The organism is Bacillus sp. WC2507, from assembly GCF_052656125.1.
Map to the genome: position 1 here is coordinate 5,276,197 of NZ_JBQXPN010000001.1, position 13,460 is coordinate 5,289,656.

The window sequence follows — 13,460 nt, forward strand, 5'->3', positions numbered from 1 at the left end:
ATGCTCGCCTCCTTACAGACTTGCTTTTTTTGTATGATAGTCTGTTGCTTGCTCAAATGCATGTGCAACGCGGTAAATTGTCGTTTCATCGAAGTGTTTACCAATGATTTGTAGACCAAGTGGCATGTTGTTAGCACCAAATCCACATGGAACAGAAATCGCTGGAACACCAGCTAAGTTTACTGGGATTGTTAAAATGTCGTTTGCATACATTGTCATTGGATCATCAACTTTTTCGCCCACTTTAAATGCCGGAGTTGGCGTTGTTGGTCCAATAATAACATCATAGTTAGCAAATACATTTTCAAAGTCGTTTTTAATTAATGTACGTACTTGTTGTGCTTTCTTGTAGTATGCATCATAGTAACCAGAGCTAAGTGCAAATGTACCAAGCATAATACGACGTTTTACTTCATCACCAAAACCTTCGCTACGTGTGTTTTTGTAAAGGTCTAATAAATTATTTACATTATCAGAACGAACCCCGTAACGTACGCCATCAAAGCGTGAAAGGTTAGCAGATGCTTCAGAAGAAGATAGTAAGTAATACGTTGCTAGAGCGTATTTAGAGTGTGGAAGAGATACTTCCTCCCAAGTTGCGCCCATACCTTCTAATACTTTTAAAGCAGCTAGTACTGACTCACGAGCTTCTTCGCCAACACCTTCTCCTAAGTATTCTTTCGGTACAGCAATGCGTAAACCTTTAACGTCGCCTGTTAAACCAGCTAAGTAGTTTCCTACTTCAACGTTTGCAGAAGTTGCATCCATACGGTCAATACCTGAAATAGCTTGTAATAAGTATGCATTATCTTCTACTGTACGTGTAATCGGTCCGATTTGGTCAAGTGAAGATGCGAATGCTACTAATCCGTAACGAGATACGCGTCCGTAAGTTGGTTTTAAACCTACAACACCGCAATATGCAGCTGGTTGACGGATAGAACCACCCGTATCAGAACCTAGAGAGAATAATACTTCTCCTGCTGCTACAGCTGCTGCAGAACCACCACTAGATCCGCCTGGAACGTAATCTAAGTTCCATGGATTTTTCGTAGCGTAGAAACCTGAGTTTTCATTTGAAGAACCCATTGCGAACTCGTCCATGTTTAACTTACCGATTGTAATTGTGTCAGCAGCTTTTAGCTTTTGCACAACTGTCGCATCATAAATTGGATCGAAGTTTGCTAACATTTTGCTCGCACAAGTAGTACGAAGACCGTTAGTTACAATGTTATCTTTTACACCAATTGGCATACCGAATAATAAACCATTATCTTCCGCACCAATTTTCGCGTCTAATTCTTTCGCTTTCGCGCGTGCGTTTTCTTCATCTAATGTAAGAAAAGCTTTTACGTTATCTTCAACATCCGCAATACGTTTGTAAGATTCTTCTACTAAATCCGTAACGGAAATTTCTTTGTTGTTTAACTTCTTATGTAACTCTGATACTGAATGATCAAATAATGACATCGAAATTCCCCTCCTCTATTCTAATACTGCTGGAACACGGATTTGATTATCTTTGTGATCCGGTGCATTTTTTAATACGTCTTCTACTGGTAAACCTTTTTCTGGTACATCTTCACGCATAACATTTTTCATAGTTAATACATGAGTTGTTGGTTTTACATCAGTTGTATCTAATTCATTTAACTGTTCTGCAAATGTAACAATTGCATCTAGTTGTTTTTGAAATTTTTCTGCTTCTTGATCAGTAATTGCAAGACGTGCTAAATGTGCTACGTGCTTTACATTCTCAACGGAAATTCTTGACACGGCTAGGCCACCTCCATAATATATCGTTCAATCTACAATACTATTGATGATACCAAATTTTCAGTACTTCAAGCAAGTCAACACACGGCACTTACGGCATTTTTACATAAAAAAAGAAAGGCAATTGCCTTTCTTTACAATTTACTCCTTATCTACCGGTTTATTTTTCGGAAATCTCTCGTTATCTTCTTCATTATCACGAATTGTTTTTTGTAATACAAAACAAGACATCGTTAAAAATAATGTGCCTAATAAATAGTACCCTTTTACACTAAGCGTTGCATCTAATGTATATATCCCTATTAACATTCCAGAAAGCGCACAAACAAATGAAGTCCATGCTAAAAACGTGAACGCTTGCGTATTTCGTCTTCTCATCGTCCTCCCCCTCTTTATCTGTACATTCATTTTATAGATAAATATATTTATCATGATGGATTTTTATGTAAATTCTATTTTTCGATTTATAAAACTATCATAAAAAACATTATTCCACATATAGTTTTCTGGCTTATCTGAAAAAACAATCAAAATGATTGACATTTTTTTCAATTCCACATAAACTAAAAACAAATATTACGAACCTCGAAATATACGGGAGTGGAATTAATTGTTGCAATATGAACATTTTTTAGACTTACTGCTAGATAACGCCAAGAAATTTTTCTATCCTGAGGAATGGGTAAGCCTAGATTTAACACTTTCTAAAACAGAAGTATTTTGTTTACTTTGGATGGAGCGAAATACAGATATTACAATGACAAAAATTGCTGAACTTCTTGATATACCGATGAGTACAACGACGGGCGTTGTAAATCGCCTTGTAAAAAAGGGGTATATTGAACGGTACCGTGATGAAAACGACCGACGCATTGTATTAATTCGTTTAACGGAAAGCGGTATAATGCTCGTTCAAGAAGTAAAACAAAATGCAGCCCATTACTTTAGCTTAGTGACAGAAGCATTATCAGAAGAAGAAAAAACATTCTTACTACAAATCTTCCAAAAGATCATGAATCACATTGCTACGTCACAGCAAAAAACAGAAGAAAAGGTTTCTACACCTAAAATGAAAAACATTCCGATTGAATAAAAACCCTAATAGGGTTTTTATTCAAGAAAATATTTCGTAACTCGTAATATTCGACATCCGAAACAAAGGGGATATAATGATGAGAATTATTTTGTATACAGGTAAAGGCGGCGTAGGAAAAACTAGCATTTCAGCAGCAACAGCATTTCAAAGTGCAAAACAAGGATTAAAAACATTAGTAATGAGTACAGATCCTGCTCATAGTTTAGGAGATTCATTTGGTATAAAGCTATCTTCTGAGCCATTAGAAATTCGTGAAAACTTGTGGGCACAAGAAATTAATACGATTTATGAGATGGAAAAAGGCTGGGGGAAATTACAGAAATATATTACACTACTCTTCACTTCCAAAGCAGCTGATGATATTACAACAGAAGAATTAACAATGTTTCCTGGTATGGAAGATTTAATTAGCTTACTTCGCGTACTCGATTATTATAAACAAAACACATATGATGTTATCATCATTGATTGCGCTCCAACAGGAGAAACTTTAGCAATGCTCAGCTTTCCAGACATGCTCGGCTGGTGGATGGAAAAATTATTTCCTATTAAAAGAAAAGTTTTAAAAGTTGTTCGCCCTGTAGCTCAACCACTTCTTGGTGTTCCTCTTCCAACCGATGATATTATGGACGAATTAACAAATACACTTGAACAGCTCGGAGAAATGAGAGATATTTTATCAAATCGAGAAATAACAAGTATCCGCATCGTTGTAAATCCCGAAAAAATGGTCATTAAAGAAGCTCAGCGAAGCTTTACTTATTTAAATTTATACGATTATAACGTAGATGCCATTATGATTAACCGCGTCATTCCTAACACTGTCACTGATCCTTATTTTCAAGCATGGAAAGATACTCAAAAAAAATATAAAACATTAATTCAAGATAGTTTTCAGCCGCTTCCTATTTACGAAGCTCCTATGTTTGAACAAGAAGTTGTCGGTTTGTCCATGTTAGAGCGTGTAGGAGACACTTTATTTAAATCAGATTCTTCTCCTACCGAAGTGAAATTTAACGGGCGCACTCAATATGTAAAAAAAGATGGTGATGAGTATATTTTCGTTCTCTCCATTCCCTTCTCAAACAAAAGTGAACTTTCATTAAATCAAAAAGGTGATGAACTTATCATTCGTTCAGGTTCTGTGAAACGGAACATCACATTACCAAAAACGTTAACACACCTTTCTATTCAAGGAGCTAAGTTCGAAGAAGATGTACTAAATATTCGGTTTGGAGGTGTAGTACATGCATGAGGAACTACTAAGAAAGGTAATTCGTACAAAAATAAAAGTCGGTATGAATATATTAGAAGAGTTACCTACCCCAATCCAACAATCAGCTAAGCAAATACTAAATATTTTGCAAGAGGAGCTAGCTACTTATCCGAAAGAACAAGAGCATCACGAAGATAATTTAAAAAGTATCATAATTGAATGAACATCTCTGGATAGAGAGCCTTTCTAGGCTTTCTATCTCCATATTGGAGTGATGTAAGTTGTTGAAAAAACATTCCACTATTATGCTTTGGATTATTCCCTTTTTATTTTTCATTCATAACCTTGAAGAATCTTTCCAGATGCCACGATATCTTGCTAATCAATTTTCGATTACTTTTATAACTAGTCAACAATTTTTCATTGCAATTTCTGTATTAACTCTCTTTGTTTTACTTATCGTCTTTCTATATCAACTGAACTTCTTGTCTTCTATATACTGGATTATTTTTATACAAGGGGCTATCTTCTTCAACTCTGTTCAACATATTATTTTGTTTTTTATTTATCGTTCCTATAATCCTGGCGTAATATCAGCTGTTTTCATTGCTATTTTTTCTATTTTCTTTTTTTTATCCCAAAAATACTTAATTCATAACAAGCAATTCGTAATTACACTTATTTTCAGCTTATTTTCTTACCCCATTATAATTTGGATTATCTTACTACTCGCTAGCTACTTTTAGTAATAAAAAAAGACCAGGAAAACTCCTGGTCCATTACTCTACTTAACAAACATTGGATTCTACGTTATACAGAATTGGAAGGTACAGAATTAGGGTTTTGTTTGTTAAGTAGATTATATGTTGAACGAGCTAACAGCGGAGGGGTTCCTACTGTTAATCGTTAAACCCACTAATTATTTTACGATTTTTTCAAGCTCATCAAGTGAAAGATCTACTGAAATGGAACCATCATTTGTTTCTTTCTTAATTGCATCTGTTACTTCTTTTGAATGATATAGTTCAATTACTTTTTTCAGTGTTGGATCATCTTTATCTTTTGTACGAGCTGCAAAAATGTTAATATATGGCTTCGCATTTTCATTCTTTGGATCTTCTAAGAAAATTGGATCCTTCGCTGGATCTAATCCAGCTTGACCAGCAACACCGTTATTAATAACTGAAGCTGCTACATCTTTTAATACACGAGGTGTTTGCTGTGCGATAACCGGTGTAATTTTTAACTTCTTCGGATTTTCAGCAATGCCGCTTGGGTCTCCAAATAAGCCAAAGTCTTTCTTAAGCTTTAATAATCCAGCTGCATCAAGAAGTTTTAATGCACGAGCTTGGTTCGTTGGATCATTTGGAATCGCAATTTCTGAACCATCTGGAATTTCATTTGCCTTCTTATATTTTTCAGAGTATAAGCCCATTGGTGCAATTTGCGTTGTACCAACAGCTGTAATATCTAACTTATGCTCTTTTTTAAATTGCTCTAAGAAAGCAACGTGCTGGAATGAGTTTAGTTCAATATCTCCATCAGCTAACGCTTTATTTGGCGTTGTGTAATCAGAGAACTCAACCAGTTTAACTTTAATTCCTTCTTTTTCAGCTTTTTCCTTTACAATTTCCCAAGCGTTTCCATCCGTTCCAGTTACACCAATGCGAACTGTTTTCTCTTTTGCTCCTGCCCCCGTGTCCCCACTTGAGCAGCCGCTTAATGCTGAAATCCCTACGATTGCTGATAATGCAAATGCTAAAATTTTCTTCATTTTCTTTTCCCCTCTTCCTTTTTATGATCTGCGTAAAAAGACTTTCGCAAAGTAGTTTCCTAAGTTTTGAGCTACCTGTACGAGAATAATAAGTAAAACGACCGTTACGAACATAACTGATGTATCAAAACGTTGATAACCATATGTCATCGCTAAGTCACCAAGACCGCCACCACCGACAAGCCCAGCAACTGCAGAAAATTCAATTAAACCAACTGTCATAAATGTAACCCCTAAGATCAATGGCGCTAACGCTTCTGGCACAAGAATTTCAAAAACAATTCTAATTGGTGAAGCTCCCATTGCTTGTGCTGCTTCAATTACCCCCTTCGGAACAGAAACAAGATTTGTTTCAACCATTCTCGCAATACCAATCGAAGCGACTAACGTCATTGGGAAAATTGCTGCTGCTGTTCCAATCGTCGTTCCAATAACGCTTCTTGTTAGTGGGCTTAAAGCTACTAAGAAGATGATGAATGGAACCGGGCGAATTGTATTAATAATGATATTAAGAATAGAAAAGACCCATTTATTTTCTAAAAAGTTTCCTTTTCTCGTTACATATAACAGTAAACCTAGAGGTATACCAAGAATTGTAGCAAATATAAGGGTTACAATTACCATTAAGAGGGTATCCCCCGTCGCATCTACTATGCGTGGCCAAAATATACTCCAATCAACTCGCATGAGCTTCTACCTCCTTCAGCTGCACTTGCAGTCTTAGATGTTGTAATGCTTTTTGAATTTCTTTCTGCTCACCTTGCAGTTCCACAAGTAGATTTCCAAATAGCACATTTTGAAGTTCAATAATATTTCCGTACAGTACGTTTACATCGACGTTATAGTTTTTCGCGATATATGATAGTACTGGCTGCCCTGTCTCTTCACCAGTAAATGTTAAGCGATAAATCTGTCCACCATTTTGAATTTTCCCTAGAACACTTTCCGGTAAATGATCATTAATAATAGAGCGTACAAAGTTTTGAGTTGTCTTTGTTTTTGGTTGTGTGAAAACGTCAAACAGTTTTCCTTCTTCAATAACCTTTCCCTTCTCCATTACAGCTACACGGTGACAAATTTCTTTCACAACATGCATTTCATGTGTAATAAGAAGAATTGTTACATTGTATTCTCGATTTACTTTCTTTAATAAGTTCAAAATTTCTGTCGTTGTTTCTGGATCTAAAGCTGATGTTGCCTCATCACATATAAGAATGTCTGGCGATGTTGCAAGTGCTCTTGCAATACCAACACGCTGCTTTTGTCCGCCTGATAGTTGCTCTGGATAATAGTTTGCTTTATCTTCTAATCCTACAAACTTCAGCAGTTCATTTACTCTTTCTTTTATCTCATTCTTTGGTACTTTCGCTAATTTTAATGGATAAGCAATATTCCCAAACACTGTTCTTGAATTAAATAAATTAAAACTTTGAAAAATCATCCCGATTCTTTGTCTTAGCTTCCGTAATTCTTTCGTCGATAAGGATGTAATATCTTTATCATCTATTGAAATCGTTCCTGCCGTTGGTCTCTCTAACATATTTACTAGGCGTAATAACGTACTCTTTCCAGCGCCACTAAAACCGATAATGCCGAAAATTTCGCCCTTCTCAACTGATAACGTTACATCCTCCACCGCATGAACAGATTGCCCACCTGATTCATATACTTTACTTACATTGTTAAAAGAAATCATTTTTTCCCCTCCTATATGCTGTAAAAACTTGAAGTAGAGCTTTCGAGGTAAAATAAAAAGTGCTCTCCTTCTTATCAACCATAAAGATAAGAAGGAGAGCACTTATATGTACTCGTTCACATCTTCTCATCTTCCAAGCCTTTTATAAGGCTTGCTGGAGTTAGCACGGTATTAAAAAAACCGTTGCTGAGGTATCGTAGGGCCAGTCCCTCCACCTCTCTGGATAAGAATGTATCGATTTAATTGTCGTTTAATTAATTCTCATTATAGAACTCAGAATAATAAGAGTCAATACATTTTTTAGAAAAATATTAATTATTTCTCTATTAAAATTTTTAAATAAAAAATCACAATACAAATAGTAATTTTTAAAGTTATGTAAAATTCTCCTCCTTCATATTTTTTAAAAGGAGAATCCTCTCTATACATTGAATACCATTATTTGAATATGAAATCGGAGGAAGATAAATATATGAAAACAGCTCTTTTACTCGTTGATATTCAAAATGATTATTTTCCGAATGGAAAGATGGAATTGCGTAATCCAGTAGAAGCAAGCGAATATGCTAGCCAGCTGCTACAATTCTTTAGAACGAAAAACGAACCTATTTTTCATATCCAACATGTAGCAATAAAAGATGACGCTACTTTTTTCCTACCAAATACAGAGGGTGTACATATTCATGAAAGCGTACGCCCACTTAGAGAAGAAACCGTTATACTCAAACATTATCCAAATAGTTTTCGCGAAACCGATCTTCTAGAACAATTACAACGTTTAGACATTGAGCACGTCGTCATATGCGGGATGATGACTCATATGTGTATTGATGCTACTGTAAGGGCTGCTTTTGATTTCGGCTTTCCATGTACCGTTATACATGATGCTTGTGCTACAAAAGATCTTTCCTTTAAGAGTGCTACTATACCAGCCGTTTATATTCATAACACAATTTTAGCTAGTTTAAATGGAGTATATGCAAATGTAATGAGTACAGAGGAGTTTTTGGCTACAAAAAAACACTCCCTTCAGTGAGCAAAACCGAAAAGAGTGTTTCTTGTCAAACCATAGATTTTCTTTCAAATTGTATTATACAGGAAATCCTTAAAATGAATACTAAAAAATGTGACTAATAAGTCAACTTTTCTCGTTGATTTGTTTCTATTTACATGTTTATCCTGATATTAATAGGGTTTAGCTAGTTCTAATCACCGAATAGTAATATATGGAAATCACTTTCGGTTCAAATGAATTAGCTTCCCCTATTATAGGGTAAGTTAAAGCATACATTGTCCAAAACGTTAAATATATAACCATAAATGGCCATTGAAAAATAAATCCTATATTTTCAATGGCCATTTACTTTTCGATATAAGCTCTATTATTCGTTGGTTTTGTTGTATCTTTAAAATAACGTTTAATCAAAAACAGAGTTATGTGTAGCAATGGAATAAAAACTACTAATTTATATATATTTGAACGATGAATAACTTACCTATTTTCTTGTGTTTGTTTACACCATATACAAAAAATCAGGGAAAACGTAATCAAAAACGTAACATATTATTTATCTGTTTATTTTTGCTTCTTTTTCAAATACTCTGCACGCAATTTTTCAATTTGCTGCTTTTTATCAAATTTGGCAGGCGTCTGTTTTTCATGAAACTTTGCCACAGCTACCTGACTTTTGTAATCCAATTGATATTTTCCCACTTTGTTCACCTACTTTTCTTGTCTTTAAAGAGAATCTATTCAACAAATATAATATACCTTATTTTACTGAAGTAAACCTTATTTATTAGTTTTTCTACTTATATCTATCTTAATCCGAATATGATTTTATTCAACTAATCTGCCCCGTTAGTTTAAGCAGGAAACTTCACAATCTCAATAGAGTAAAGCCTATTGGTATTAAAATTTTTTGGACAATCTATGGTTGGTTTTTAGTTCTTTAGAGAATTTATTGTTTATTAATTTTATTTTAGCTTAGTGGAAAATGAAAAAGCGTATATAAAATAGACAATATATATAATTAATTTGTAGACCCATTCATGCTTTAAACCACATATAGAAATTTTTTCAAAAAAAAGAGATCTTCGCAGACTGCGAAGATCTCTTCTACTATTTCTTATAAAGTTTCAGAAGTAGTTTTTGCTTGCATGTGAAGTGCTAAGTAATCAGGGCCACCAGCTTTAGAGTCTGTACCAGACATGTTAAAGCCACCGAATGGTTGGTAACCTACGATTGCACCAGTACATCCACGGTTGAAGTATAAGTTACCCACATGGAATTCTTCACGTGCTTTTTCAATATGGTCACGGTTGTTAGTAACAACAGCACCTGTTAAACCGTATTCTGTATTGTTTGCAATTGCAAGTGCATGATCAAAGTCTTTTGCTTTACAGAATGCTACTACTGGTCCAAAGATTTCTTCTTTCATTAAGCGAGCATCTTCTGCAACGTCAGCAACGATTGTTGGTTGGATGAACCAGCCTTTAGAATCGTCTCCTTCGCCACCTGTTAAGATTCTACCTTCTTCTTTACCAATTGCAACATAGCTCATTACTTTATCGAATGCAGCTTGGTCATTAACAGGACCCATGTTTGTACCTAATACAGCTGGGTTAGCTACTGTTAATTCTTTCGTTAATTCAACCGCACGATTTAATACGTGATCGTATACATCTTCATGGATTACTGCACGAGAACATGCAGAACATTTTTGTCCTGAGAATCCGAATGCTGATGCAACGATAGATTTAGCTGCTAATTCAAGATCTGCTTCTTTATCAACAACGATTGTATCTTTACCACCCATTTCAGCGATAACGCGTTTTAACCAAATTTGTCCTGGGTTTACTTTCGCTGCACGCTCATAAATACGGATACCTACATCACGAGATCCAGTGAAGCTCACGAAACGTGTACGAGGGTGATCTACTAAGTAGTCACCAACTTCAGAACCATTACCTGGAACGAAGTTTACTACGCCAGCTGGTAAGCCAGCTTCTTCTAATACTTCCATGAATTTCGCTGCTACTACAGGAGTTGTACTAGCTGGTTTTAGTAATACTGTGTTACCAGAAACTAAAGCAGCTGTTGTCATACCTGCCATAATTGCGAATGGGAAGTTCCAAGGAGAAATGATAACACCTACTCCTAGTGGAATGTAAGAGAAACGATTATATTCAATTGGACGGCTTTCTACTGGAATTCCGTCTTTTAATTTTAACATTTGACGACCATAATATTCCATAAAGTCGATTGCTTCTGCTGTATCAGCATCTGCCTCATTCCATGGTTTACCTGCTTCTTTTACAAGAATAGCAGAGAATTCATGTTTTCTGCGACGAACGATTGCTGCAGCACGGAATAAAATGTCTGCACGCATTTCTGGTTTTGACTTTCTCCAAGTTTGGAATGTTTCATCCGCTACTTGCATTGCTTTTTCAGCTAACTCACGGCTTGCTTTTGAAACGCGACCAACAAGTTCCTCTTTATTTGCAGGGTTTACAGAAACAATTTTGTCTTCTGTAGTGATCTTTTCTCCCCCAATAATTAATGGATAGTCTTGTCCAAGATAAGATTCTACTTTCTTTAAACCTTCTTCAAACGCTAATTTGTTAGCCTCTACTGAAAAATCTGTAAATGGCTCATGTTTGTATGCTACTACCATTCTTTTTAGCCTCCCCTTAGAAAAACGTTTACATTTTACAACATTATTCTACACGATAATTTAGATTTATTCAAATATTCCTAGACTTATATTTTAAAAATTAATTAATTTTTAAAATATAATAAAAAAATAGAGTTATACATACGTATAACTCTAAAAAATATGAGTATATTCCAAAATGTTTTTTCCGATTAATAAAATAGTTACTAATAAAAATAAAGTCCTTACATATCCAACACCTTTTTGAACTGCAAACTTCGATCCAAAATAAGCGCCCAAAATCATCGATAATCCCATAATAATACCGTATTCAAAATGAATTACGTCTAAAAATAAAAAAGTAATTAAAGATACGATATTACTAACAAAGTTCAAAAGTTTTCCAGATGCTGCCGCTTGAATAAAATCCAAACCAATTAATAAAAATGCAAAAATTAAAAAGGATCCTGTCCCTGGTCCAAAAAATCCATCGTAAAACCCTATCATTAAAATAACAAAGAAAAATATTAATGTTTTTCTTTTCGTCATCTTCTTATAGGTAGATACACTTCCCCAATCCTTTTTCGCAATAATATAAATGGCAATAAACACCAACATTACAAGTACTAACGGACGTAAAATATCCGGCGGAATAAACTTTACTACTAAAGCACCTGCGACTGCTCCTATAACAGTTAACGGGATTAACTTTCCTACAATTTTAAAATCGACCTTTCCCGATCGAATAAAATAAATCGCACTCGTAAACGTCCCCATCGTTGCAGCTAATTTATTCGTTGCAATTGCCGAAGCTGGTGGTAAACCAACAAACATAAGTGCTGGAAGCGAAATTAATCCTCCACCGCCAACAACTGAATCAATAAAAGCTGCTAAAAATCCGAATGCAATTAATAAAATAATGACTTGAAAACTCAATTCGTCCATGTGCTTTACCCCTTACCCCATTATTTATAACATTTTAAATTATAACAAAATTCTTCAAGAAAAAAAGCCGTTCCATAAAGGAACAGCCCTCCTATTTAATCTAAAATTTTCACAAATGGTTCATCTTGCTTCGCTTCACGTATAATAATCGCTTCTGGGCGTTCTACAGATTTAATCGTTACTTGTACTTTCATATAATTCGGGAAGTATTCCATAACAAGCCCAGCTACATATTGTGTAAAGCCAATTATTTCTGCTTTCCCATTAAACTGGACAGGAATATCAAGCTTTATTTCTCTTAATTCATCATCTCTATACATACCGGTACCGATAACAGCTGTATAGTCGCCTTGGAAATAATCGCTTAGTTTTGATTTAAAGTTCGATACTCTCGCCAGATCTTCACGTTTATTATCTGTTTTCGCTTGTTCAGATGGGAACAAATAATATTTCTCATTAATTTGTTTCCAATCCTCAACCGTTTCGCTGCCTTTTTCGACATTCGCATAAGAAACAAAGTTACCTGGTACGAGCGAAGACTTCGGAGCCTGACGATAAATTGCAAATGTTATCGGAAGGGTTTTGGTTTCAGGATCTCGTTGATGCATAACTTTCAAGATTTCTTGCGCCATTTTTTTCCCTTCAGCTAACATTTTTTCATTCGAGATTGTAGCTTCACGCGGGTAACCATGCTCTTCCTCGTAATAATGAACCGAATTCATCGCTAATCCAACTGTAATGCCGCTACGCTCATCTTTTTCGCCTTTGTTCACATAATAATCATGCTCTAAAATATTTGAAATATATATTGGATTTTTTTTATTTTTCACTTCTAGTGATTCGGATCCTGCACCTAATGCGGGATTTAACCCTATGTTCGGGAAGTTAACCGCATCTTTTTTTAATGTATCTTCTAGTTCCTTTTGTTCTGCATCTGTACGTTTTCTTTTAACAAGCATCTGTATATCCTGAGTTTTTAGGGCCTTTCCGCCTTTTAAAACATTATCTTTCGTACTAAATGATTCTTTCGCAATACGCATTAATCCTGTTTCAAATTCATCTATATCAAGACGATTACTTACTCCTTGCACAACTAAGCCACGTGCCTTTCCTCCATCAAATGGAATAGTCGTCTTATAATATTCATCCGAAATAGAGTACTTCGGAACGATTGCTTGTTCTTTTGCTTTCCCCGATTTCTCAACCACTTTGTCATCTTTATCGGCACCTGCACTACACCCACTTACTAGTAGACCAAGGCTTAATACCGCTAATGCTATTTTTTTCATGGTAAGTTTGCA

15 protein-coding genes and 1 riboswitch are annotated in these 13,460 nt (G+C 35.2%); of the genes, 5 read left to right on the plus strand and 10 right to left on the minus strand.

Annotated features, from left to right (window positions below; genetic code table 11):
- Positions 1-12: 12 nt before the first annotated feature.
- From gatA to ACUN28_RS27665, 3 genes are all read right to left on the minus strand, one after another.
- Positions 13-1,470, minus strand: a complete 1,458-nt coding sequence (gatA, locus tag ACUN28_RS27655) for an Asp-tRNA(Asn)/Glu-tRNA(Gln) amidotransferase subunit GatA (RefSeq protein ID WP_016089534.1) — start codon at positions 1,468-1,470, stop codon at positions 13-15.
- Positions 1,471-1,485: 15 nt separating this feature from the next.
- A complete protein-coding gene (gene gatC, locus ACUN28_RS27660; protein WP_016089535.1) occupies positions 1,486-1,776 on the minus strand; it encodes an Asp-tRNA(Asn)/Glu-tRNA(Gln) amidotransferase subunit GatC in 291 nt (96 codons plus the stop codon).
- A 141-nt stretch (positions 1,777-1,917) separates the two neighbouring features.
- Entirely contained in the window at positions 1,918-2,154 is a 237-nt protein-coding gene (locus ACUN28_RS27665; RefSeq protein ID WP_016089536.1) for a YiaA/YiaB family inner membrane protein, read from the minus strand.
- A 232-nt stretch (positions 2,155-2,386) separates the two neighbouring features.
- Between ACUN28_RS27665 and ACUN28_RS27670 the strand changes: the two genes are divergently transcribed.
- From ACUN28_RS27670 to ACUN28_RS27685, 4 genes are all read left to right on the plus strand, one after another.
- The gene (locus ACUN28_RS27670; RefSeq protein WP_016089537.1) at positions 2,387-2,869 is read left to right on the plus strand and encodes a MarR family winged helix-turn-helix transcriptional regulator; all 483 of its coding nucleotides are present in this window, start codon (positions 2,387-2,389) and stop codon (positions 2,867-2,869) included.
- 76 nt (positions 2,870-2,945) lie between these two features.
- Positions 2,946-4,127 carry an ArsA family ATPase gene (locus tag ACUN28_RS27675; protein WP_016089538.1) on the plus strand — a complete coding sequence of 394 codons (1,182 nt, stop codon included), beginning with the start codon at positions 2,946-2,948 and terminating at the stop codon, positions 4,125-4,127.
- Positions 4,120-4,311 carry a DUF3926 domain-containing protein gene (locus tag ACUN28_RS27680; RefSeq protein WP_016089539.1) on the plus strand — a complete coding sequence of 64 codons (192 nt, stop codon included), beginning with the start codon at positions 4,120-4,122 and terminating at the stop codon, positions 4,309-4,311. The genes ACUN28_RS27675 and ACUN28_RS27680 overlap by 8 nt, the downstream gene beginning before the upstream one ends.
- Before the next feature lie 58 nt (positions 4,312-4,369).
- Entirely contained in the window at positions 4,370-4,834 is a 465-nt protein-coding gene (locus ACUN28_RS27685; RefSeq protein ID WP_016089540.1) for an HXXEE domain-containing protein, read from the plus strand.
- Positions 4,835-5,007: 173 nt separating this feature from the next.
- On the opposite strand, the gene ACUN28_RS27690 is transcribed toward ACUN28_RS27685, so the two are convergent.
- Genes ACUN28_RS27690 through ACUN28_RS27700 form a run of 3 tightly spaced genes read right to left on the minus strand, consistent with a single transcriptional unit; the run spans position 5,008 to position 7,558 of the window.
- Entirely contained in the window at positions 5,008-5,862 is an 855-nt protein-coding gene (locus ACUN28_RS27690; protein ID WP_016089541.1) for a MetQ/NlpA family ABC transporter substrate-binding protein, read from the minus strand.
- A gap of 21 nt (positions 5,863-5,883) precedes the next feature.
- A complete protein-coding gene (locus ACUN28_RS27695; RefSeq protein WP_001261881.1) occupies positions 5,884-6,549 on the minus strand; it encodes a methionine ABC transporter permease in 666 nt (221 codons plus the stop codon).
- On the minus strand, positions 6,539-7,558 hold the full coding sequence (locus ACUN28_RS27700; RefSeq protein ID WP_016089542.1) for a methionine ABC transporter ATP-binding protein: 1,020 nt from the start codon (positions 7,556-7,558) through the stop codon (positions 6,539-6,541). The genes ACUN28_RS27695 and ACUN28_RS27700 overlap by 11 nt, the downstream gene beginning before the upstream one ends.
- A gap of 123 nt (positions 7,559-7,681) precedes the next feature.
- Positions 7,682-7,788: riboswitch (SAM riboswitch) on the minus strand.
- 242 nt (positions 7,789-8,030) lie between these two features.
- Here ACUN28_RS27700 and ACUN28_RS27705 point away from each other — a divergent pair.
- The gene (locus tag ACUN28_RS27705; protein ID WP_016089543.1) at positions 8,031-8,594 is read left to right on the plus strand and encodes a cysteine hydrolase family protein; all 564 of its coding nucleotides are present in this window, start codon (positions 8,031-8,033) and stop codon (positions 8,592-8,594) included.
- Between the two features lie 540 nt (positions 8,595-9,134).
- Here the strand turns inward: ACUN28_RS27705 and ACUN28_RS27710 are convergent.
- The 4 genes from ACUN28_RS27710 to ACUN28_RS27725 all read right to left on the minus strand — a co-directional run bounded on the left by ACUN28_RS27710 (position 9,135) and on the right by ACUN28_RS27725 (position 13,448).
- Positions 9,135-9,272, minus strand: coding sequence for a hypothetical protein (locus ACUN28_RS27710; RefSeq protein WP_000521651.1), 138 nt, complete (start codon positions 9,270-9,272; stop codon positions 9,135-9,137).
- A 415-nt stretch (positions 9,273-9,687) separates the two neighbouring features.
- Positions 9,688-11,235, minus strand: coding sequence for an L-glutamate gamma-semialdehyde dehydrogenase (gene pruA / locus ACUN28_RS27715; RefSeq protein ID WP_000259557.1), 1,548 nt, complete (start codon positions 11,233-11,235; stop codon positions 9,688-9,690).
- Positions 11,236-11,388: 153 nt separating this feature from the next.
- Positions 11,389-12,159 carry a TSUP family transporter gene (locus ACUN28_RS27720; RefSeq protein WP_016089544.1) on the minus strand — a complete coding sequence of 257 codons (771 nt, stop codon included), beginning with the start codon at positions 12,157-12,159 and terminating at the stop codon, positions 11,389-11,391.
- A 95-nt stretch (positions 12,160-12,254) separates the two neighbouring features.
- Positions 12,255-13,448, minus strand: coding sequence for a CamS family sex pheromone protein (locus tag ACUN28_RS27725; RefSeq protein WP_016089545.1), 1,194 nt, complete (start codon positions 13,446-13,448; stop codon positions 12,255-12,257).
- Positions 13,449-13,460 lie beyond the last annotated feature (12 nt).